The organism is Gordonia aichiensis (assembly GCF_039946255.1).
In the GTDB taxonomy this organism is placed as follows: Bacteria; Actinomycetota; Actinomycetes; order Mycobacteriales; family Mycobacteriaceae; genus Gordonia; species Gordonia aichiensis_A.
The window spans coordinates 96,728-117,762 of record NZ_JBCDWL010000010.1 but is presented as its reverse complement, the minus strand read 5'-3'; the positions used below and the strand labels follow the sequence as shown (position 1 = coordinate 117,762).

Annotated in this window: 21 protein-coding genes; 13 read left to right on the top strand and 8 right to left on the bottom strand. The window is 70.8% G+C overall.

What is annotated here, in order from left to right; genetic code table 11:
* Positions 1–64 precede the first annotated feature (64 nt).
* The 3 genes from AAFO60_RS13395 (at position 65) to mycP (ending at position 4,184) form a co-directional block, all read left to right on the top strand.
* Entirely contained in the window at positions 65–1,303 is a 1,239-nt protein-coding gene (locus AAFO60_RS13395; protein ID WP_347956701.1) for a Glu/Leu/Phe/Val dehydrogenase dimerization domain-containing protein, read from the top strand.
* Positions 1,304–1,440: 137 nt separating this feature from the next.
* Entirely contained in the window at positions 1,441–2,889 is a 1,449-nt protein-coding gene (eccD, locus tag AAFO60_RS13390; protein WP_347956700.1) for a type VII secretion integral membrane protein EccD, read from the top strand.
* Positions 2,886–4,184 carry a type VII secretion-associated serine protease mycosin gene (gene mycP, locus AAFO60_RS13385; protein ID WP_347956699.1) on the top strand — a complete coding sequence of 433 codons (1,299 nt, stop codon included), beginning with the start codon at positions 2,886–2,888 and terminating at the stop codon, positions 4,182–4,184. Before eccD ends, mycP begins: the two co-directional genes overlap by 4 nt.
* A gap of 59 nt (positions 4,185–4,243) precedes the next feature.
* On the opposite strand, the gene AAFO60_RS13380 is transcribed toward mycP, so the two are convergent.
* Positions 4,244–5,197, bottom strand: coding sequence for a 4-hydroxy-3-methylbut-2-enyl diphosphate reductase (locus AAFO60_RS13380; protein ID WP_347956698.1), 954 nt, complete (start codon positions 5,195–5,197; stop codon positions 4,244–4,246).
* A gap of 34 nt (positions 5,198–5,231) precedes the next feature.
* Between AAFO60_RS13380 and AAFO60_RS13375 the strand changes: the two genes are divergently transcribed.
* From AAFO60_RS13375 to AAFO60_RS13365, 3 genes are read left to right on the top strand one after another with little or no spacing between them, the layout of a single operon-like run.
* On the top strand, positions 5,232–5,975 hold the full coding sequence (locus tag AAFO60_RS13375; protein ID WP_347956697.1) for a lipid droplet-associated protein: 744 nt from the start codon (positions 5,232–5,234) through the stop codon (positions 5,973–5,975).
* A gap of 43 nt (positions 5,976–6,018) precedes the next feature.
* Complete coding sequence (xseA, locus tag AAFO60_RS13370; RefSeq protein WP_347956696.1) at positions 6,019–7,320, top strand: exodeoxyribonuclease VII large subunit; 1,302 nt, start codon at positions 6,019–6,021, stop codon at positions 7,318–7,320.
* Positions 7,317–7,562 (top strand): exodeoxyribonuclease VII small subunit, encoded by a 246-nt coding sequence (locus AAFO60_RS13365; RefSeq protein WP_347956695.1) that lies wholly within the window; start codon positions 7,317–7,319, stop codon positions 7,560–7,562. Before xseA ends, AAFO60_RS13365 begins: the two co-directional genes overlap by 4 nt.
* 9 nt (positions 7,563–7,571) lie before the next feature.
* Here the strand turns inward: AAFO60_RS13365 and AAFO60_RS13360 are convergent, their stop codons facing one another.
* Positions 7,572–8,144 (bottom strand): DUF4245 domain-containing protein, encoded by a 573-nt coding sequence (locus AAFO60_RS13360; protein ID WP_347956694.1) that lies wholly within the window; start codon positions 8,142–8,144, stop codon positions 7,572–7,574.
* A 110-nt stretch (positions 8,145–8,254) separates the two neighbouring features.
* Here AAFO60_RS13360 and glpX point away from each other — a divergent pair, with 110 nt between their 5' ends.
* On the top strand, positions 8,255–9,241 hold the full coding sequence (gene glpX, locus AAFO60_RS13355; protein ID WP_347956693.1) for a class II fructose-bisphosphatase: 987 nt from the start codon (positions 8,255–8,257) through the stop codon (positions 9,239–9,241).
* A gap of 117 nt (positions 9,242–9,358) precedes the next feature.
* Here glpX and AAFO60_RS13350 read toward each other — a convergent pair whose 3' ends face one another.
* A complete protein-coding gene (locus tag AAFO60_RS13350; protein ID WP_347956692.1) occupies positions 9,359–10,045 on the bottom strand; it encodes an ABC transporter ATP-binding protein in 687 nt (228 codons plus the stop codon).
* Between the two features lie 37 nt (positions 10,046–10,082).
* Entirely contained in the window at positions 10,083–10,994 is a 912-nt protein-coding gene (locus AAFO60_RS13345; RefSeq protein ID WP_347956691.1) for an ABC transporter permease, read from the bottom strand.
* Positions 10,995–11,233: 239 nt separating this feature from the next.
* Here AAFO60_RS13345 and AAFO60_RS13340 point away from each other — a divergent pair, with 239 nt between their 5' ends.
* From AAFO60_RS13340 to AAFO60_RS13330, 3 genes are all read left to right on the top strand, one after another.
* Entirely contained in the window at positions 11,234–12,421 is a 1,188-nt protein-coding gene (locus AAFO60_RS13340; RefSeq protein WP_347956690.1) for a sensor histidine kinase, read from the top strand.
* 61 nt (positions 12,422–12,482) lie between these two features.
* Complete coding sequence (locus AAFO60_RS13335; protein WP_347956689.1) at positions 12,483–13,115, top strand: response regulator transcription factor; 633 nt, start codon at positions 12,483–12,485, stop codon at positions 13,113–13,115.
* Positions 13,116–13,750: 635 nt separating this feature from the next.
* Positions 13,751–14,431, top strand: a complete 681-nt coding sequence (locus AAFO60_RS13330; protein WP_347956688.1) for a PIG-L deacetylase family protein — start codon at positions 13,751–13,753, stop codon at positions 14,429–14,431.
* Positions 14,432–14,529: 98 nt separating this feature from the next.
* On the opposite strand, the gene AAFO60_RS13325 is transcribed toward AAFO60_RS13330, so the two are convergent.
* Entirely contained in the window at positions 14,530–15,375 is an 846-nt protein-coding gene (locus AAFO60_RS13325) for a L,D-transpeptidase family protein (protein WP_347956687.1), read from the bottom strand.
* Between the two features lie 151 nt (positions 15,376–15,526).
* Here AAFO60_RS13325 and AAFO60_RS13320 point away from each other — a divergent pair, with 151 nt between their 5' ends.
* Complete coding sequence (locus AAFO60_RS13320) at positions 15,527–16,126, top strand: class I SAM-dependent methyltransferase (protein ID WP_347956686.1); 600 nt, start codon at positions 15,527–15,529, stop codon at positions 16,124–16,126.
* Between the two features lie 20 nt (positions 16,127–16,146).
* Here the strand turns inward: AAFO60_RS13320 and AAFO60_RS13315 are convergent, their stop codons facing one another.
* The gene (locus AAFO60_RS13315) at positions 16,147–17,451 is read right to left on the bottom strand and encodes a PhoH family protein (protein WP_347956685.1); all 1,305 of its coding nucleotides are present in this window, start codon (positions 17,449–17,451) and stop codon (positions 16,147–16,149) included.
* Positions 17,452–17,824: 373 nt separating this feature from the next.
* On the opposite strand from AAFO60_RS13315, the gene AAFO60_RS13310 reads away from it, so the two are divergent.
* Together AAFO60_RS13310 and AAFO60_RS13305 are read left to right on the top strand one after the other, a co-directional pair.
* Complete coding sequence (locus tag AAFO60_RS13310; protein ID WP_347956684.1) at positions 17,825–18,292, top strand: hypothetical protein; 468 nt, start codon at positions 17,825–17,827, stop codon at positions 18,290–18,292.
* Positions 18,289–18,582, top strand: coding sequence for a transcriptional regulator (locus AAFO60_RS13305; protein ID WP_347956683.1), 294 nt, complete (start codon positions 18,289–18,291; stop codon positions 18,580–18,582). Before AAFO60_RS13310 ends, AAFO60_RS13305 begins: the two co-directional genes overlap by 4 nt.
* Positions 18,583–18,673: 91 nt before the next feature.
* Here the strand turns inward: AAFO60_RS13305 and AAFO60_RS13300 are convergent, their stop codons facing one another.
* On the bottom strand, positions 18,674–19,546 hold the full coding sequence (locus tag AAFO60_RS13300) for an acyl-ACP desaturase (RefSeq protein ID WP_347956682.1): 873 nt from the start codon (positions 19,544–19,546) through the stop codon (positions 18,674–18,676).
* 187 nt (positions 19,547–19,733) lie between these two features.
* Positions 19,734–21,026: a serine hydroxymethyltransferase gene (glyA, locus tag AAFO60_RS13295; RefSeq protein WP_347956681.1), complete on the bottom strand. Its 1,293-nt coding sequence runs from the start codon at positions 21,024–21,026 to the stop codon at positions 19,734–19,736.
* Positions 21,027–21,035 lie beyond the last annotated feature (9 nt).

Below are 21,035 nucleotides of genomic sequence, written 5' to 3'. Positions count from 1 at the left end.
CCACCGACCATGAAGGTGAGCGGATCGGCGGGATTCGCCGGATACCACCTGTGAGGAGGCTGCCATGACGATCGTCCCAGCGGAACCCCGGGGCCTGGGGGCGCCGACCACCTCCGAGTCGGTGCCGCCGCCGTCCGTGCTCCCCGCCTCCGACCGCCGCCCGCCGTACCTGCGGATCGAGTGGTTCGACGAGGAGACCGGCGCCCTCGGCTACCTGATCATCGATTCGCTCGTTCAGGGCATGGCGACCGGCGGCACCCGCATGCGCGCGGGTTGCACGATCGACGAGGTGGCCGACCTCGCGCGCGGCATGTCGAACAAGACCGCCGCCTTCGACCTCCCGGTCGGCGGCGCCAAGGGCGGGATCGACTTCGATCCGAAGGATCCCCGCGCCCTCGACGTGCTGACCCGGTTCTGCGAGGCGATGCGCCCGTTCCTCGACCGCCACTGGGTCACGGCCGAGGACCTCGGTGTCTCGCGGGCGACGATCGACATGGTCTTCGACCGGCTCGGCATGCGCCAGTCGTATCACGCGGCGATCGAGCGGTCGGCCGATCCCGCCGCGACCGCCGACCGCGTCCTGGCCGGTCTGCACGCCGCCGCGCCCGGCGGTCTGCTGGGCGAGGTGATCGGCGGGTACGGCGTCGCCCGGGCCTGCCTCGCCGCGGCCCGAGCGATCGGCAAGGCCCCGGAGGAGACGACCGTGGCCGTGCAGGGCGTGGGGACGATGGGCGGCGGAACCGTCTTCTACCTGCACGAAGCGGGCATGACCGTGGTCGCCCTGGCCGACGCCGTCGGCACCCTGTTCGACGCCGACGGTCTCGACGTCCCGCGGCTGCTGGCCGCTCGCAACCGGTTCGGTGAGATCGACCGCCGTGCGGTCCCCGACCGCGTCGCACGGTTCCCGCGCGACGCCGTCCTCGCGACCCACTGCGACGTCCTGGTGCCCGCCGCCGTCTCGTATGCGATCACCGCCGAGAACGTGGCCGCGGTGAACGCCCGGGTGATCGTCGAGGCCGCCAACGCCCCGACCACCGCCGACGCCGAACTCGACCTCACCGCGCGGGGCATCGCGGTGATCCCCGACTTCATCGCGAACGCCGGCGCCGTCGCGTGGGCGTGGTGGTTGCTGCTCGGGTACGTCGGCGACGACTACCGCGATTCGTTCACCCGCCTGCGCACCCGGATGGAGGCGAAGGTGACGTCGTTGGTCGTCGGTTGGGATCGCTCGAACGGCCCGATCCGCTGGGCCGCCGACCTGACGCAGCAGGTCCGCTCCCCCGCGCCGCTGGTGGTGCCCTGACCGCGGCCGCTCCGGCCGGCCGACGATTTCGGCGAACCGCGACCGCCGGCGGCGTCGACGTGGTTACCTCGACGCCATCCTCACCGCGCATGCGCCGGAGGAGGCTTTGTCGAAAACCTGGGGGGAAGGTTTACGCAATGACCGTGTTCGCTGAGCCGGAGTTGGTCCGAATCTCGATTCTGGGCACCGATCGACAACTCGACGTGGGCCTGCCGGCCACCGTACCGATCGCCGCACTGATGCCCGACATCCTTGCCGCACTTCGCCTTCCGATGCCCGACCACGCGGCTCCGCAGCGGTGGACCCTGGCCCGGATCGACGGCGTGCGTCTGGCACCCGACGACAGCCTGGCGCGGTGCGGAGTCCTCGACGGCGATCTGCTGATCGTGCGCGCCGATCGGCCGGGGCCGCGGTCGGCGCTGGTCGACGACGTCGCAGACGGCGTGGCCGCACTCTTGGCCGACGATCGAGCGGGGTGGTCGGCGGACTCGTCGCGGCTGGTCGGGTACGCGGTGTTCCTGCTCGCGACGATGGTCGCGATCCCCGCCGCGCGATGGACCGCGGCCGCAGGCGAGCGACCCGCGGCGGCCGCTCTGACGGGCGTCGGTGCCGCCGTCGCACTCGGCGTCGCGCTCGCCGGCGCACGTCTGCGTCTCGACCCGCGGACCACCGCGGTCCTCGCCGTCGGGGGATGCCTGCTCGCGGCCGCGGCCGCGTCGCTCGCCGTCGAGGCGCCGGCCGGGGCGCAGGTGACGCTCGCGGCGCTCGCCGCGGGCACGTGCGCGGTGATCGGCCACCGCGCCACCGCGCTGGTTCCCGCCGTACCCGCCGCGTTCGTGGCGACCGCGATTCCCGCTGCGGTCGCCGGGACGCTGAGTGCCGTGTCGGGCCTGTCGGTGGGCCAGGTGGCCGCGGTGACGGCGGCGCTCGGCGTCCTGACGATGCTGACCGCACCCCGGTCGGCGATCGCCGCGGGCCGGCTGCCGCTGCCCGCGGTGCCGACGACCCCGCCGGTTCCGTCAGCCGACGCAGCCGCACCGGTGGACGGCATCGGCGCCCTGCCGCTGCCCTCGAACGACCCGCTGGCCGCGATCGCCGACCTCGCGCTCGGCGACACGCACGCGCTGGCCCGCCGCGCCCGGCTCACTGCCTCCCTGCTGACCGGTCTGCTCGTCGGCGCGGTGATCACGGTGGGGGCGTCGACGGTGATCGCGGCCGCGACCGCGCACGGCTCGGCGGTCACCCTGGTGTTCTGCGCGTGCGCGGTGGCGGCGCTGTCGGCGCGCGGCCGCACGCACACCGACCGCCTCCAGTCGGCGGTGCTCGTCGGCGGTGCCGGCCTCACCGCACTCGCCGCCGTCCTCGCGGTGCTGCTGGCCGGCTCGGGTCCGGGACCGTTGACGATCCTGATCGCGGTCATCGTCGCCGGCACGGCCGCGCTGCTGCTCGGCACCGTCGCGGCCGGGGCGAGCTATTCACCGCCAGCGGTCCGTGCCGCCGAGATCGTCGAGTACGCGGTGCTGATCGCGCTGATCCCGCTGCTGCTGTGGGTGCTCGAGGTGTACCAGACGGTTCGCGAACTGTGATCCGGCGCCTCCTCGCGACCGCGGCCGCCGCCGCGGTCGCGGTCGTCGGTTCGGGCGGTCCGGCCGCAGCACTGCCGCCGGTCAGCGCGCTGCCGCTCGGCCCCGATGCCCCGACCGAGCAGCGCACCCACTGCGCGAGCGCCGTCTCCGCCGACCTCGCCGACCCGCCGCCGGGTCATCGACTGCTCGACATCGCGGCCGCCCACCGGTTCAGTCGCGGCGCCGGTGTCGCCGTCGCGGTGATCGACACCGGCGTCGCCCCGCATCCGCGGCTGCCGCGGCTGATTCCCGGCGGCGACTACGTCGGGACCGGCGACGGGCTGACCGACTGCGATGCGCACGGCACCCTGGTCGCCGGCCTCATCGCCGGCCAGGCCGCCCCCACCGACGGATTCGTCGGGGTGGCCCCGGAGGCGACGATCATCGCGATCCGGCAGTCGAGCGGCGCCTATCAGGCCACCGGCCGCGGCGCCGACGGTCCGGTGGTCGGTGCGGGATACGGACCGCCGGCGACGCTGGCGCGGGCGGTGGTGCGGGCGGTCGATCTGGGTGCGCGGGTCATCATCGTCTCCGAGGTCGCGTGCGCTGCGCCCGGCGATCGGGCGGGCGACGAGCTGCTGGGAGCCGCGCTGGCCCGGGCCCGCGAGCGCGACGTCGTGGTCGTCGCCGCAGCGGGCAACCTGACCCGGGCGACGGCCTGCCGCGAACAGAATCCGGCGGGCGCCGCATCTGCGGCTCATGCGTGGGCACAGCTCCGGACCTCGGTGTCGCCGGCCCGGTTCGCACCGCTGGTGCTGGTCGTCGGTGCGGTGTCGGCCGTGGACGGATCGCCCGCCGAGTTCAGCCTGAACGGACCGTGGGTGGGAGTGGCCGCTCCGGGGACCGACGTGGTCAGCGTGATGCCGGGGCCGACCGGGCCGCGGCTGGTCGCCGGCCTGCAGACCGGCGACGGACCGGCGCCGCTGGCCGGCACCAGCTACGCCGCGCCCTATGTGGCGGGCCTGGCCGCCTTGGTCCGCGCACGATATCCCGAGATGTCGGCGGGCGAGGTGATCGATCGGATCGTCCGCACCGCCCACGGCGGCGGGCACGATCTGACGGTCGGCGCCGGGGTCGTCGACCCGGTCGCGGCGCTGACCGACGAACTGCCTGAACCGACCGCAGCCGCACCGCGAGCGTTCCAGGCTCCCGGCCCGCGCGAGATGCCGACCACGGGCTCGGGGGCGATGCTGATCGGCGCCGGATCGGCCGGCTGCGCACTGCTCGGCGCGTGGTTGCTGCGGCGTCGGCGATGACCGCATCAAAACGTTGGCGACATCGAGGCCCTCTGGGGGCCTGGATGTCGCCAACGTTGTCAGCGCGGGTTGCGTGCCGGGCGCACCTCGCGCGGCAGCGAGAAGGTGAGCGTCTCCTGCGCGGTGGTGACGGTCTCCACATCGGAGTAGCCGTGCTCGTCGAGCAGATCGAGGACCCCGCGCACCAGGACCTCCGGCACCGAGGCGCCCGAGGTGACACCGACGGTCGAGACGCCGTCGAGCCAGGCGAGATCGATGTCGCGAGCATAATCGACCAGGTAGGAGGCCTGCGCGCCGTTCTGCAAGGCCACCTCCACGAGCCGCTGCGAGTTCGACGAGTTCTGCGAGCCGACGACGATCACCAGATCGCAGCGCGGCGCCATCGCCTTGACCGCCACCTGACGGTTCTGAGTGGCGTAGCAGATGTCGTCCGACGGCGGATCGTTGAGTTCGGGGAAGCGCTCGCGCAGCCGACCGACCGTCTCCATCGTCTCGTCCACCGACAGGGTGGTCTGCGAGAGCCAGATGACGCGCGACTCGTCGCGCACCTTCACGTTGTCGACCGCGTCGGGGCCGTCGACGATCTGGATGTGCTCGGGCGCCTCGCCCGCGGTGCCCTCGACCTCTTCGTGGCCCTCGTGCCCGATCAGGACGATGTCGTAGTCGTCACGCGCGAACCGCTTGGCCTCCTGGTGCACCTTCGTCACCAGCGGACAGGTGGCGTCGATCGTCTGCAGACTCCGCTCGGCGGCGGTCTTGTGCACCTCGGGGGACACACCGTGCGCGGAGAACACGACGATCGCGCCCTCGGGCACCTCGTCGGTCTCGTCGACGAAGATCGCACCCCGTTCGATCAGGGTGTCGACCACGTGCCGGTTGTGCACGATCTCCTTGCGGACGTACACCGGGGCGCCGTGTTTGTCGAGGGTCCGCTCGACTGTTTCCACGGCCCGGTCGACGCCTGCACAATAACCACGGGGCGACGCGAGAAGGACGCGCTTACTATCAGCCATGAGCTCCAGGGTACGGCTGTGAGACAGTAATTACATGAGCCGTCCTCCGTACCCTGCCCGCGTGGCCGCCGGTCTGGTCGCTGCAACCCTCGAGGAGACCCGAAAGCTGCCCACGCGCGTCATCACCTTCCCGATGAGCGCGGTCAGCCTCGGCCTGCAGGCGGGCATGCGCCTGCAGCAGAACATCGCCGAGCTCGCGATCAAGGGCGACGAACTGCTCGCACCGCTCTGCGAGAAGACGCAGGAGCAGCCGCAATGGGCTCATTTCGACGAGGACGACGCCCCCGCTGAAGCGCCGCAGCCATTGCGCGCGGACGCCCCGCGCGTGGTCGTTCCCGCCGCCGATTCCGCAGGCCCCGAGGCACCGGCGCCGGCCGAGGACTCGGTCGCGGAGGCCGCGGCGGCCGACACGACGACGACCGCCGACGCGGCTGCCACTGAGACCAACGGCACAGCGGAAACGAATGGAACCGGCGCGGCGGCGCCGGGCAGCGGACGATTCGCGCTGTACAGTGCCGCCCCCGCCGACCTCACCGCCGGCGCCACCTCCTCGCAGCCGGGCGAGGCCGACGGCCGCCCGCTTCCGCCTGCGGTCGCCGCGCTCGACTACCCGAACCTCACCCTTGCCCAGCTCCGCGCCAAGGTCCGCGGCCTCAGCGCCGACGATCTGACCGAGGTCCTCGCCTTCGAGAAGGCCGGACGCAACCGGACCCCGTTCGTGACGATGCTCGACAACCGTCTCGCGAGCCAGCAGAAGAAGTCCGAATCCGCCCAGTGAGCCGCAGGCAGCACTCGCTCACGCAGCCCGGCGTGGCGGGCCGATGACCTCGCCCCCTGGTTCGGGTGCCCCGGGCACGGGTCCGGCGCCCCCGCAGAACTCGGCGGAGACGCCGTGGCCGGTCCGGACACTGAGCTTCAAGATCGCCGATTGGATCCACCGGCTCGGGCAGGTGTGGGTGGAGGGTCAGCTGACCCAGATCAATCACCGACGCGGGACGCGCACGGCCTTCCTGACGCTGCGCGACCCGGCCGCCGACATGTCGATCTCGGTGACCTGCGATCCCGGCTTGCTGCAGCGCAGCGCCGTCCCGCTCACCGAGGGCACCCGGGTGGTGGTCTACGGTCGGCCCAACTTCTACGCCGGTCGCGGCACGCTGTCGTTGCGGATCACCGACATCCGGCCGGTCGGCATCGGCGAACTCCTCGCCCGCATCGAACGCGTCAAGGGGCTGCTGGCCGCCGAAGGTCTCTTCGACGCCCGGCGCAAGCGGCCCCTGCCCTTCCTGCCGCACACCGTCGGACTCATCAGCGGCCGCGCCAGCGCCGCCCAGCGCGACGTCTTGGCGGTGGCGCAGACGCGCTGGTCCGCGGTCCGGTTCGAGGTCCGCGACTCGCCCGTCCAGGGCCCGACGGCGGTGCCGTCGATCATCGAGCAGCTGGCCGCGCTCGACGCCGCACCGCACGTGGAGGTGATCATCATCGCGCGCGGCGGCGGCAGCGTCGAAGACCTGCTGCCCTTCTCCGACGAGACGCTGCTGCGCGCCGTCGCCGCGTGCCGGACACCGGTCGTCAGCGCGATCGGCCACGAGCCCGACAATCCGCTGCTCGACCTGGTCGCCGACGTGCGCGCCGCCACCCCCACCGATGCCGCCAAGAAGGTGGTGCCCGATGTGGCCGCGGAGACGGCCGCCATCGGACAGTTGCGCAGGCGCAGCGCCCACGCCCTGCGGAACTGGGTCCACCGGGAGCAGCACGTCCTCGACGGGCTGCGCGCACGACCGGCGCTGGCGAACCCGCTGCGGATGGTCGACGAGCGGCAGGCGCGAGTGGAGTCGGCCGTGCGCGACCTGCGCCGCAGCGTCACCCACCTGCTCGACCTCGAAGAGTACCGGGTCCACCGGCTGGCCGCGCAGTTGTCGACGCTCGGTCCGGCGCAGACGCTCGCCCGCGGCTACGCCGTCGTCCAACGCACCGATGCCGGCGCGCCGCACGCCGTGCGTTCCACCGACGACCTGCCGGTCGGCGCGCACGTGCGGATCCGGGTGTCCGACGGTTCCGCGGCCGCCGTCATCGCCCCCGCCACCACCCGTCCCGCAGATCAGCCCGAGGAGAACGACCAGTGACCGATCCCGGTGCCGACGGCTTCGTGCCCGTCGCGCAACTCGACTACGAGCAGGCCCGTGACGAGCTGACCGAGGTGGTGGCCGCCCTGGAGCGCGGCGGCCTCGGCCTCGACGAATCGCTGGCGCTCTGGGAGCGCGGCGAGGCGCTCGCGAAGCGATGCACCGAGCATCTGGAGGGTGCGCGGACCCGCATCGAGTCCGTGCTCAATCCCGAGGCGGACGACGAGTCCGAGTCGGACTGACGGGCTCGATCAGGGGTGGCCCTTGACCGGCAGCGGCTGGGCCTGCGTGACCGCCGCCGCGAGGGTCTGCATGTCGGCGTCACGACCGCGGCTCATCACGGCCAGGCGCACATCGCCCATGTCGGTGATCCAGGCCTTGCGATTCTCCTCGCCGGCGTAGGCGACCCACTGGTGTCCGGCGATGTCGCGGACCCCTTCACCGCTGGCGGTGTCGCCGAGCAGCTTGCGGACCAGTTGCTCCTCGGTGGCCGCGCTCTGCGTCAGCTGAACGTAGATGCCGCCCGGCGTGATCCAGCCGACGTTGCTCGAGACGGTGTTCCCGATCTCCTGTGTGGAGCCGGAGTTCGACTTCCAGTCCGCGGGCACCGCGGGTTCACGGATCGGGAAGGGCATGGTCTCGGCGTCGGCGCGCAGACCGGCCGAGACGTCGAAACTCGGGACTCGCTGGTCGGTCGCCGAACTCCCGAAACCCCAGGAGCAGCTACCACTGACGCCGGCGACGATCAGCGCGATCAGCATCAACGGGATCAGCGACCAGATCAGATCTTTGCCGTCATGCAGGATTCGGGGTTTGTCGGCCATGGCGTCGATTATCGCAGTACGCTGCCGCCCCCAGCCAATCGCCGCTCTCGCGCATGAAAGAATTGAAGCCCAGACCTCTATTCAAGGTTCGCAACGAAAGTGGAGTCCGCATGACGAAGCAAGCCCCCGATCGCAACCTGGCCATGGAACTGGTCCGAGTCACCGAGGCCGCGGCGCTGGCTGCAGGCCGCTGGGTCGGCCGCGGCAACAAGAACGCGGGCGACGGCGCCGCCGTCGACGCCATGCGGGATCTCCTCTCGACCGTGTCGATGCGCGGCACCGTGGTGATCGGCGAGGGCGAGAAGGACGAGGCCCCGATGCTGTACAACGGCGAGGTCGTCGGCAACGGCGAGGGCCCCGAGGTCGACGTCGCCGTCGACCCGATCGACGGCACCACCCTGATGGCCGAGGGTCGCCCCAACTCGATCGCGGTCATCGCCGTCTCCGAGCGCGGCACCATGTACGACCCGTCGGCCGTGTTCTACATGAACAAGATCGCCGTCGGCCCGGCCGCCAAGGGCGCCATCGACATCAACCAGTCGGTGGAGTGGAACATCAACTCGGTCGCCGCCGCCAAGGGCATCGACGTCGCCGACATGACCGTGGTGGTCCTCGACCGGCCCCGGCACGCCGACCTGATCAAGGAGATCCGCGAAGCCGGCGCCAAGATCCGCATGATCTCCGACGGCGACGTGGCCGGCGCGGTGGCCGCCGCGGGCGACTACAGCACCGTCGACATGCTGATGGGCATCGGCGGCACCCCCGAGGGCATCATCAGCGCCGTCGCGATGAAGTGCATGGGCGGCGAGATCCAGGGCAAGCTGTGGCCGACCAGCGACGCCGAGCGTCAGAAGGCGATCGACGCCGGTCTGGACCTCGACCAGGTGCTCACCAACGACGTCCTGGTCCGCGGCGAGAACTCCTTCTTCTGCGCGACCGGCGTCACCAACGGCGACATGCTGCGCGGGGTCACCTACCGACCGAACGGCGCCACCACGCGCTCGCTGGTGATGCGGTCCAAGTCGGGCACCATCCGCACCATCGAGGCCGTCCACCAGACCTCGAAGCTGCGCGAGTACGCCCGCCTCGACCTCTGATCGGACCGCCCGAACGCATCGAGCCCCCGTGCCTGGCACGGGGGCTCGATGCGTTCGGTCACTCGCGGGGAGCACGGGGCCGCCGGTTCGGGGACCCGGGGCGGTCCCGGGGATCGTTCACACCAGCGAGGCCTGGGAGATGAGCGCGCCGTCCTTCATGTGCAGCATGCCGTCGACCCCGTCGAGCGTCTCGACGTCGTGGCTGACCAGCAGGGAGGCGATGTCGCGGTCGCGGGCCAGCGAGGTCAGCAGCTCGATGATCTCGGCCCCGCGAACCGAGTCGAGAGCCGAGGTCGGCTCGTCGATCAGCAGCACCTCGGGGTCGCCGATGAGCGCCCGGGCGATGTTGACGCGCTGGCGCATGCCGCCCGACAACTGTCCCGGCAGGCGGCCGAGGGCGCCGGCCAGCCCGACGTCGGCGAGCAGGTCGCGGGCACGGGCGCGATAGCGCGACGGGCGCTTGCCGCGCACGTGGACCGCGAGCAGCACCTGCTCCTCGGCGGTCAGGCCGGGGATGAGGTTGTCGTTCTGGAAGATCAGGCCGACCTTCTCGCGTCGCACCCGCGCCAGGTCCTCGCCGGACATGCCGGTGATCGAGGTGTCGCCGATCTGCACGGTGCCCGAGTCGGGCTGGATCAGCGTTCCGGCGACGGCCAGCACGCTCGACTTGCCGCAGCCCGACGGGCCGGTCAGCGCCACCGTGCGACCCCGCGGGATCTGCAGGCTGACGCCGTCGACCGCGTGGACCACGGCGCCGTCGCCGTCCGGGTAGGTGAGGGTGATGTCGGTCAGGGTCAGGCTCATGATTCTTCCTTCCGAGAGGGTGGGAGACGGGTGACGGTCAGCGGTTGAGGGCGGTGAGCGGGTCGACCTTGACCAGCGGTCGCAGCGACAGCCCCGCACCGATCAGGCCGAGCGCGCCCATGCCGCCGAGAACGAGCGCCATCGTCGACGGGTCGATCGCGACCGGGGCCTTGCCCGACAGCAGCGAGACGAGTCCGAAGCCCAGCAGGGCGCCCACGGCGAGCCCGCCGACGAGGACCAGGACCGCCTGGCCGAGTCCGTCGCGAAGCAGGTACCAGCGTCCGGCGCCCATCGCCCGGACCACCGCGAGCGAGCCGACGCGCTGGCCGGTCCACACGGCGAAGAAGCCGCCGACGACGACCGCGGAGACGATCAGCAACAGCCCCTGGATCAGCAGCAGCGACATGTGCTCCGAGCTGTAGCCGGGCACGAGGTCGGTGACGGCCGAACGCTCGACCCAGACCGCACCCGGCAGGTCGGCCGGCGCGCGGTCGGCGATGAGCGCGTTGACGTGATCGCGCCCGGTGACCTGCTGCCACGTCGCGACCGGCATCTCGATGACCGGCTGGTGCGCGTACTGTCCGACGTCCGCGACCTGTTCCACGCGCAGCGCCTCATCGCCGATCCGGACGGTGTCGCCCACCGCCAGCGAGAGGTCGTCGGCGACCGACGGCGACACCGTCACCGAATGCACGTCGCTGCGCCCGAAGGCGGCCACGGTCGCGTTCCGGTTGTCGGCGCCGGCGCGAACCGTCGCGATCCCCAGTTCGGTGACCTGACCGGTGGACTGCGCCGCGAGCAGCGTCGCGGGGTCGAGCTGGCTGTCGGACAGGACGGCGGGCGCGCCGTCGTCGGCCTGCACCACCAGTCCGTTGCCGGGCAACGCCTCCACCGCTGACACCGACTGCTGGCGCAGCCCCTCGGTCAGCGCCGAAAGCGTGAACACCATGAATGCAACCAATGCCACGACTCCGGCGATGACTCCGAATCGTCCTGCTGCAGCGCGAATCTCACGCAGACCCAAGTACATGTCGACCTCCTGAACTCCTAGTGACTCCAGCCTGTCGAAGATCGCGCGCCGGAACATCGCTCCCGTACCCGAGTTCGTCGTCCATCCGACGACGCCGCCGCATCCATCGAAAGTCGTACTCGGGCCGCACTGTCGTGGGCACCGGCGATACTGGTCCCATGAGTCCGGCTCGCCACACCGATCAGTACGCCGAATGGGGTGGCCACATCCTGTTCCTCGCCCTGCTGGGCGTCGGTCTGGGGCAGGTGCTGTCCGGTTCGGCGCCGGTCGCGTTCGGTGGCACCGCACTCGTGCTCGGCGGGGCGGCCGCCGTCGCCGCCTGGTACGTGTACGGCGCGGTCACGATCGCGCTCGATCGCCGCGACCGCGCACCGCGCTGGGTCGTGGCGCTGACCGTCCTGTGGATCGGGTTGGTGCTGCTGTCGCCCGCCTTCGTCTGGCTGGCCTTCGTGCTGGCCATGCTGTGCTGGCGTTTCCTGCCGCTGCCCTTCGCGGTGGTCGCCGAGATCGTGGTCGCGGGCACCTCCATCTCCGCGACGCTGATTCACACCCCGCAGACGGGTGTCGGCGGCGTCGTCGGACCGGTGATCGGCATCGCCACCGCCGCCGCCGTCACCGAGGTCTACGGCCGGGTGTCGGTGATGGTCGACGAGCGCGACGCGCTGGTCGCCGATCTGCTGGCGACCAGGCAGCGGCTGGCGCAGCAGCAGCGGCAGGCCGGCGTGCTGGCCGAACGGGAACGGCTCGGTGGCGAGATCCACGACGGGACCGGGCAGAGTCTGGCCAGCATCATCCTGCTGCTGCGGTCGGCGACCAGCCCGGAGACCCCGGCCGACCGGCGGGAGGTGCAGGTCGCCACCGCGTTGGAGACGGCGCAGGCGGCGCTGGTGGAGTCGCGGCGGTTCCTGCGCGGCCTCGACGGCCCGGAACTCGACTCCGACGGTCTGATCGAAGCCTTGCGCGCGGAGGTCGCCCGTTCCACCGACGCCGGGCTGCCCGCCGAGTTCCGCCTCGACGGCACACCGGTGCCGCTCCCCCGCGATGCCGGGACGACGCTGCTGCGCGTGGCACAGGAGGCGCTGACGAATGCGGGCAAGCACTCGGGTGCCGACCGCGCGGTGGTCACGCTGACCCATCTGCCCGGCGAGGTTCACCTCGACGTCGCCGACAACGGTGCCGGTTTCGATCCGGCGCGCCCGACGCCGTCGGAGGCGACGGGTGCGGGGTTCGGCCTGCGCGCGATGCGGCGGCGGGTGTCGGAGTGCGGCGGTAGTGTGTCGGTCGAGTCCCAGCCCGGCGACGGCACCATCGTTCACGCCCGGATCCCCATCGAGGTCCCGGACTGACCGCTGCGTCAACAGCATTCATCCCCCTGCAGGATTCGAGCTCTCGACGGAAAGGCCCTCAATGATCCGGATCATGCTGGTCGACGACCACCCGGTCGTCCGCGCCGGTCTGCGCGCCGTCCTCAGCGCCGCCGCCGACCTCGATGTGGTCGCCGAGGCGGGCACGGCGGCCGAGGCGATCGCCCAGGCGGGCGACCTCTCCCTCGACGTGGTCCTGATGGACCTGCGGCTGCACGGCACCGAGCAGCACGAGGCTGACGGTGTCTATGCGACGCAGGAGATCAGGCGCCTCGCCGATCCGCCGAACGTCCTGATCCTGACGACGTACGAGTCCGACGCCGACATCGTGCGCGCGGTGAACGCCGGCGCGACGGGCTATCTGCTCAAGGATGCGGCGCCGGAGACTCTCATCGGCGCCATCCGGTCGGCCGCGGCCGGCGAGACGGTCCTGGGTCCCGCGGTGGCGGCGCGCCTGCTCAACCGGGTCACCGACACCCGTCCGGCGCTGACCCCGCGGGAGTTGGAGATCGTCGAACACCTCGACCTCGGCCTGAGCAATCGGGAGATCGCCAAACGCCTCTTCATCTCGGAGGCGACCGTGAAATCCCACCTGGTGCACATCTTCGACAAGCTCGACGTCAACAGCCGCAGCAAGGTCGTCGCCGTCGCCCGCCAGCGCGGCCTGATCGGCTGATCCAAGCCTCAGCCGTGAGCGCCCAGGCTGGTCGAGTAGCCCCCACACCCCCGGTCTCGATGCGCGGCCTCCGCTACGCTCCGGTCGCTTACTCGACCACCCTAAAGCCGCCCAGCCCAGGCTGGTCGAGTAGCCCGCGAACGAAGTGAGCGAGCGTATCGAGACCCCACCCCCGGCCTCGATGCGCGGCCTCCGCTACGCTCCGGACACTTACTCGACCACCCTGAAAAACCGCCCAGCCTAGGCTGGTCGAGTAGCCCGCGAACGAAGTGAGCGAGCGTATCGAGACCCCGCCCACGCGGTCTCGATGCGCGGCCTCCGCTACGCTCCGGTCGCTTACTCGACAACCCTAAAAAGCCGCCCCTCCCAGGCTGGTCGAGTAGCCCCTGCATCCCAGGTCTCGATGCGCGGCCTGCACTACGCTCCGGACGCTTACTCGACCACCCTAAAAACCTCCATCCCCAGGCTGGTCGAGTAGCCCGCGAACGTAGTGAGCGAGCGTATCGAGACCCCCGCACCCCGGTCTCGATACTCGACCACCCTGAAACGCCACCGTCCCAGGCTGAGCGAGCGTATCCACTGCGGCTGGCGCCGTCCCGGCGCGCCGGGAGGTCGGCCGCTGTACGGTGACCGATATGAGCCTGATGGAGTTCCCCACCGATTGGTCCACCGCGCTTGTTCTCGTCGCACACCCCGACGACCCGGAGTACGGCATGTCGGCGGCGATCGCCCGCTGGACCCGTGAGGGCAAGCGCATCGTCTACGGGTTGGCCACCAGCGGCGAGGTCGGCATCGAAGGCATGCCCGCCGAGAAGGCCGGCCCGCTGAGAGAGGACGAGCAGATCGCCTCCGCCGCCGTCGTCGGCGTCGACGAGGTCGAGTTCTGGGGCTTCCCCGACAGCAACGTCGAGAACACTCCGGCGTTGCGCGCCAAGATCACCGAGGTCATCGACCGGGTGAAGCCCGACATCGTGCTGTGCACCTACGGCGGCCCCGGCTGGTCCCCGGAGCAGCCGAATCAGCGCGACCACATCGAGTTCGCCGCCGCCGTCATCGACGCCTACGACGAACTGGCCGACCCGCCGTCGCGGCTGTTCTGGAACGGTCCAGACCGTTCGCACGCGGTCGACGTGACCGGCTTCGTCGAATCGGCGGTCGAGGCGCTCGCCTGCCACCGGGTCTACCTCGAAGTCCTCGACCCCGCGACGCCGGTCCGCACGCAGGCCCGCAACCAGGTCGAGTCCTTCACCGCACCCATCGACGGGTTCGACGCCGAGCACGCGACCGCCTTCCTGCAGCTGCGCCCGCCGCTCTGACCTCCGCCGGACCCTCGGTCCGGCCCCGAACAGCACCGGAGCCGCACGCGCAGGTCGCGTACGGCTCCGGGTTTCACCGAGATGGCTTGTCGTTCAGGTCAGCTGAGACCCTTAAGCGCAGTCGGGATCAGCGCGGCGAGGTTGCCGAGCACGCCGCCGAGCAGATCGGCGCCGGGCAGCGACGGGGTCGCGGGCGTGTCCTTGGGCACGTCGACGTTGGTGCCGATGGTGATCTTCGGGTTCTTCGCGGGATCGAGCCACTTGAGGATCTCGATCATCTTCTCGCGCTCGATCGCCACGCAGCCCATCGTCGGGTTGCCGTCGCTGACATGCAGGAAGATCGCCGAGGCGTCACCGGGGGTCCGGCTCGGGTTGTGGTTGATGTTGACCGCGTAGTCGTACATCGGGCCCGTGTTGTACAGGTTCTCGCTGTCGCCGCCGGGGCTGGTGTCCGACACGACGTGGGTGTTGTACGTCGGCGACTTCTCGTTGGAGTCCCACCAGTCACGCGGCGTGGTCTGGAAGTACTTCATCTTGGTGCCGGGATTCTCCTGGCGACCGAAGGCCTGGTCGAGCGGGAACGTGCCCTCCGGGGTCCGGTAGACGTTGTCCTGCGCCTTGCCCATGCCCTTCTCGCCGAGGAACGCCTGGGTGGGGCCGATGACCGGCTTCCACTTGCCTTCGGCGTCCTTCTCGAACGCGGTCAGGGTGGCGGTGGTCGACGTCGCCACCGGGGCGGTCACCATGATCATCTGCCCGGTCTCCGGTGCGCCGGGCACCGCCGGAGTTCCGGGCTGGATGAAGCCCTTGATCAGGTTCTCGATCAGTGTCGTGATGCTGTCGGACCCGGCGGGCGGTGCTGTCTGCGGCACCGCGGCCGCCTGTCCGGCGCCCACGACGAGTGCTCCGAGGAGTGCGGTGACCACAAACCCCACTTGCAACATTCGTCTCATCAGTAACTTCAGCACCACCTCAGTGTGCCAGTGCCACTGCGCCCCCGCCACCGACGGAGAGCATCGTCACCTTTCCGCAACTGTTCCGTGAGTGACGCCGGCGCGGCGCGTCGCGCCGTCGAACCGGGCTACGGTGGACGTCATGACCAGGCCTCCCCGATGGATCACCGACACCTCTCCCGGCCACAGCGAGTGGTATGTCGAGCGCTTTCGTCAGATGGCGGCCGACGGCGACGACCTGTTCGGCGAGGCGCGGTTCATCGACGCGACCGTCGGCCGCGGGGCACGGATCCTCGACGCCGGGTGCGGACCGGGCCGGGTCGGCGGGTACCTGCACACCGTCGGACATCGCGTCACCGGCGTCGACGTGGACCCGGTGCTCATCGAGGCCGCACAGGCCGACTATCCCGGACCGGATTGGCGGGTCGGCGACCTCACCGAACTCGACCTGCGCGACGACGACGGCTCCCGCAGCACCTTCGACGCGATCGTCTGCGCGGGCAACGTGCTGGCCTTCGTCGCCCCGGAGACCGAAGCCCTGGTCCTGAACCGACTGGCCGACCACCTCGCCCCCGAGGGGCGCCTGACCGTCGGCTTCCATGTCGCCAAGCTGGCGCTCGACGACTTCGACACCGCGCTGGCCGAGACCGGTCTGGTCCTGGACCTGCGACTGGCGACGTGGGCCGTCCACCCGTGGCACGACGGCGCCGACTTCGCCGTCTCGGTGCTGCGCCACGGATAGGACGACCCCGCCGACCGCGGCTACGCGCCCGAGCCCGGCGCGAACTCCTCCAGCATGTCGGTGACCAGCGCGGCGATCGGCGACCGCTCACTGCGAGTCAGCGTGATGTGCGCGAACAGCGGATGACCCTTCAGCTTCTCGATCACCGCGGCGACACCGTCGTGCCGCCCGACACGCAGGTTGTCGCGCTGGGCGACGTCGTGGGTCAACACGACGCGCGACCCGGAACCGAGCCGCGACAGCACGGTGAGCAGCACGTTGCGTTCCAGCGACTGCGCCTCGTCGACGATGACGAACGAGTCGTGCAGCGATCGGCCCCGGATGTGGGTCAGCGGCAGGACTTCGAGCATGCCGCGCGAGAGCACCTCGTCGACGACCTCGGTGGAGACCAGGCCTTCGAGGGTGTCGAACACCGCCTGCGCCCAGGGCCCCATCTTCTCTGCCTCGCCACCGGGCAGGTAGCCGAGCTGCTGGCCGCCGACCGCGTACAGCGGCCGGAACACCACGACCTTGCGCTGCGTGCGTCGTTCGAGGACCGCTTCGAGCCCCGCGCACAGCGCCAGGGCGGACTTTCCGGTGCCCGCCTTGCCGCCGAGGGAGACGATGCCGACCGATTCGTCGAGCAGCAGGTCCAGGGCCACGCGCTGTTCGGCTGAGCGGCCCCGCAGGCCGAAGGCCTCCCGGTCGCCCCGCACCAGTTGCACCTGCTTGGTCTCGGTCACCCGTCCCAGCGCGCTGCCGCCGTTGCCGAGCAGCCGCAGTCCGGTGTGGCACGGCAGCTCGCGGGCCTCGTCGAGATCGATCTGCCCGTCGGCGAACAGCGCATCGATCGCGGTGTCGGCGACGTCGGTCTCGGCCATCCCGGTCCACCCCGACACCACGACGTCCTGGGCGTGATACTCGTCGGCCGCCAATCCGACCGCGCCCGCCTTGACGCGCAGGGGCGTGTCCTTCGAGACGAGGGTGACTTCGCGGCCTTCGGCCCGCAGGTTGAGCGCGCACGCCAGGATCCGCGAGTCGTTGGTGTCGGTACGGAAGCCTGCGGGCAGGACCGCCGGATCGGTGTGGTTGAGCTCCACCTGCACGGTGCCGCCGTCGTCGCCGATCGGGATCGGGCGGTCGAGCCGCTCGTGCTGTACGCGCAGGTCGTCGAGCAGGCGCAACGCCTGACGCGCGAACCAGCCGAGTTCACTGTGGTGCCGTTTGCCCTCGAGCTCACCGATCACGACCAGTGGCAGCACCACGTGGTGCTCGGCGAAGCGGGTCACCGCCCACGGATCGGACAGGAGGACGGAGGTATCGAGGACGTAGGTGCGTGCGGTCACGTCGGACTCCTAGGCGTCCATGCGGGCCCCGCACGGAACCATGTTGTCTTGAGCAGCCGGTCGGCTCGTGCCTTGCCGATTCCCGCCTCGCGGCGGTCAGCGGTCCTCGGCGAGAGCCGGGGCCGGCTCCCTCGTGACACCTGCGTCGTTCACGAATCGAACCTCCCGAACGAACCGCTTCTCACGGCCCGTTGCGCTCAACGTACGCGGGTTCGACACCACGATCGGCGACCGACAGTCGGCGCGTCGGTTAACTTCACGTGGCCGAAAGCTCGACGTCAGCGCTCTCCCGCCACCCACGACGCACCCGCACCATCAGCCCCACTTCCGAGATCACTTGCCGGTTTGGAAACCGATCCGTACGCTTTCCAGTATGGAAAGCGACCAGCAGCCAGACGACGTCCGCGTCCTCCTGCGCATCGCCGAGCGCGCGGCGGCGGCTCCGTTCGTCGACTATCCACCGACGCCCTCGTGGTATCCGCCGGCCGTGGGCGCCTGGACCGCGGCCCTCGCGGGCGTCCTCGCCCATCGACCCGCACCGGTGATCGCCATTCCCATCCTCGTGCTCCTGGTCGGCCTGCTCGGCGGTTTCGTCGGCTGGTACACCCGTCTGCGCGGGACCATGCCGACGATCACCGACGCTCCCCCGGAGTTCCGGCACCTCTTCAAGCGCTATCTGGCCGGGGTGATCGCGGTTGCGGCGATCGTGATCGCGCTGATGCTGTTCACTCCGGCCCCGATCGGCATCGCGGCGACCTTCGTACTCGTCACGGCCGCGATCGCGCTGTACGAGCGCGCGTACGCGCGCGCCGCCGTCGCGACCCGGGAACGACTGGGATGACCGGCCCGCTCGACGACATCGACTCGGTCATTCAACCGCCCAAGCGTCTGGCCGCGATGGCCGTGCTCGCCCATTCGACGGCGACCGACTTCCCGTTCCTGAAGAACCACCTGCAGATCAGTGATTCGGACCTGTCGAAACAGATGGCGGCACTGATCACCGCGGGATACGTGACGTCGACGCGGGCGCGCGGGCGCGGCAGCATGACGACCTACCGCATCACGAAGTCCGGGCGCCGGGCGTTCGACGCGCACGTCGAGGCGCTCCAGCGACTGGTCTCGTTCGGCTGAGGCCCGGCCTCACTGCCGCTCCCGCCCGAAGACGCCGAAGCCGGTGCCCGCTCGGCCGAGCGGGCACCGGCTGTTCGGTCGACGGAGTCGATCAGGCCTTTCCGGCGGCCAGCGCAAGAATACGCAGGCGGGCGGCCTCGGCCTCGTCGCCGAGACCGTGGACGTTCTCGAGCTTGAGCTCGTCGGCGAGCTTCTTCGCGATCGCCGCGTCCGACGACACGTCCTCGAAGTCGGAGATGAAGTCGCGCTTGGCGTCGAAGTCGGCGATGTCGGCACCGATGTGCTCGATCGCGGCGAGCGCGCGGTCGACCGCGACGATGGTGGCTTCCTGGTCGGCGACCATGCCCGCCATCAGGAAGGCCTGGAAGGTGGCGGCCTGCACGGCGTCGTCGGTGCGCACCTTCTTCAGGATCTCGACGAGGTTCTCGTCGTCGACGTAGCCGATGAGCTTGTCGACGAAGGTGACGCACTGGTTCTCGTGGACGGCGAGCAGGGCCAGCACGTCCATCGGGGCCAGCTCTTCGACGGCCGCCGGGTTCTGCCGCCAACCGGCGACGACGTGGATCCGGCGGCGGTTCTCGGCCTCCACCGGGTCGACGGCGCGCGTGACGACCAGGTAGTCGCGCAGGACGATCGAGTGACGGTTGTCCTCGGCGGTCCACACGCCGACGAGCTGACGCCAGTCGGAGAACGCCGGGAAGTGCATGGCGAGCACGCGATGGAAGGACGGGAGGTTGTCCTTGGTCAGCAGCAGGGCGAGCAGGCCCGCGGCCGCCGTGTCCGACAGCTTGGAGTCGCCGGGTTCGTAGTCACTGCCGCCCAGGAAGGCGAAGTTGCGACCGAGATCCCACGGCACCCAGTCCGACGGGGTCCACGAGACAGCACCCTCGGCGTGCTCCTCGGCGATTTCCGGAAGCGCCTTCTCGAGCGCGGTGATCAACTCGTCATTGCTCAGTACAGCCACGGACCCACCCTAATCGACACCCCGTCCCGACGGGTAATACGCGAGCGAGTCCACGGTACGGCTGGGTTCCGCACCCCACACACGACCCAGCAGATTCACCGACTCCAGGCCGAGAAGCGGAGACCCCGCGGCATCCGCCGGTCCGGGGACCGGTCGATGCCGCGGGGTTTCGAGTCGCTCAACCAGCTCAGGCGCCGCTCATCAGGCCCCAGGTCTCCAGGCCCTCGTACAGCGGCAGTTCCAGGGCGAGCTTGCTGACGCGGGCGCGCAGCGCGGAGACGTCGGCGCCCTTGCCCGCGGCGAGCGCGGTGCCGATGATGTCGGCGACCTCGGTGAACTCGGCGTCGCCGAAACCGCGGGTGGCCAGCGCCGGCGTGCCGATGCGCAGACCCGAGGTGACCATCGGCGGGCGCGGATCGAACGGCACGGCGTTGCGGTTGACGGTGATGCCGACCTCGTGGAGCAGGTCCTCGGCCTGCTGCCCGTCGAGGTCGGAGTTGCGCAGGTCCACCAGCACCAGGTGCACGTCGGTGCCGCCGGTCAGGACCGAGACGCCGGCCTTGGCGACGTCGGCGGCGGTCAGCCGCTCGGCCAGGATCTTGGCGCCCGAGAGCGTGCGACGCTGACGCTCGGCGAACTCCTCGCTCGCGGCGATCTTCAGCGCGACGGCCTTGGCGGCCACCACGTGCATCAGCGGCCCGCCCTGCTGACCCGGGAAGACTGCGGAGTTGAGCTTCTTGGCCCACTCCTTCTTCGCCAGGATCATGCCCGACCGCGGTCCGCCGAGGGTCTTGTGCACGGTGGTGGAGACGACGTCGGCGTGCGGCACCGGGCTCGGGTGCAGACCGGCGGCGACGAGGCCGGCGAAGTGCGCCATGTCGACCCACAGGTGCGCACCGACCTCGTCGGCGATCTCGCGGAACGCCGCGAAGTCGAGGGTGCGCGGGTAGGCCGACCAGCCGGCGACGATCACCTTGGGCTTGGTGTCGAGGGCGATCTTGCGCACCTCGTCCATGTCGACCCGGAAGTCTTCCTTGCTGACGCCGTAGAAGGCGTTCTCGTACAGCTTGCCGGAGAAGTTGAGCCGCATCCCGTGGGTGAGGTGACCGCCGTGTGCGAGATCGAGCCCGAGCAGGGTCTCGCCCGGCTCCATCAGCGCCTGCAGCACGGCGGCGTTGGCCTGTGCGCCCGCGTGCGGCTGCACGTTGGCGAACTCCGCGCCGAACAGCGCCTTCGCGCGGTCGCGTGCGATGTCCTCGACGACGTCGACGTGCTCGCAGCCGCCGTAGTAGCGGCGGCCGGGGTAGCCTTCGGCGTACTTGTTGGTGAGCACACTGCCCTGCGCCTGCAGGACGGCGCGGGGAACGAAGTTCTCCGATGCGATCATCTCGAGCGTGTCGCGCTGGCGCGACAGCTCACCGTTCATGGCAGCGGCGACATCGGGGTCCAGGTCGGCAAGGGACTGGGAAAACTGGCTCATGACCCCCAA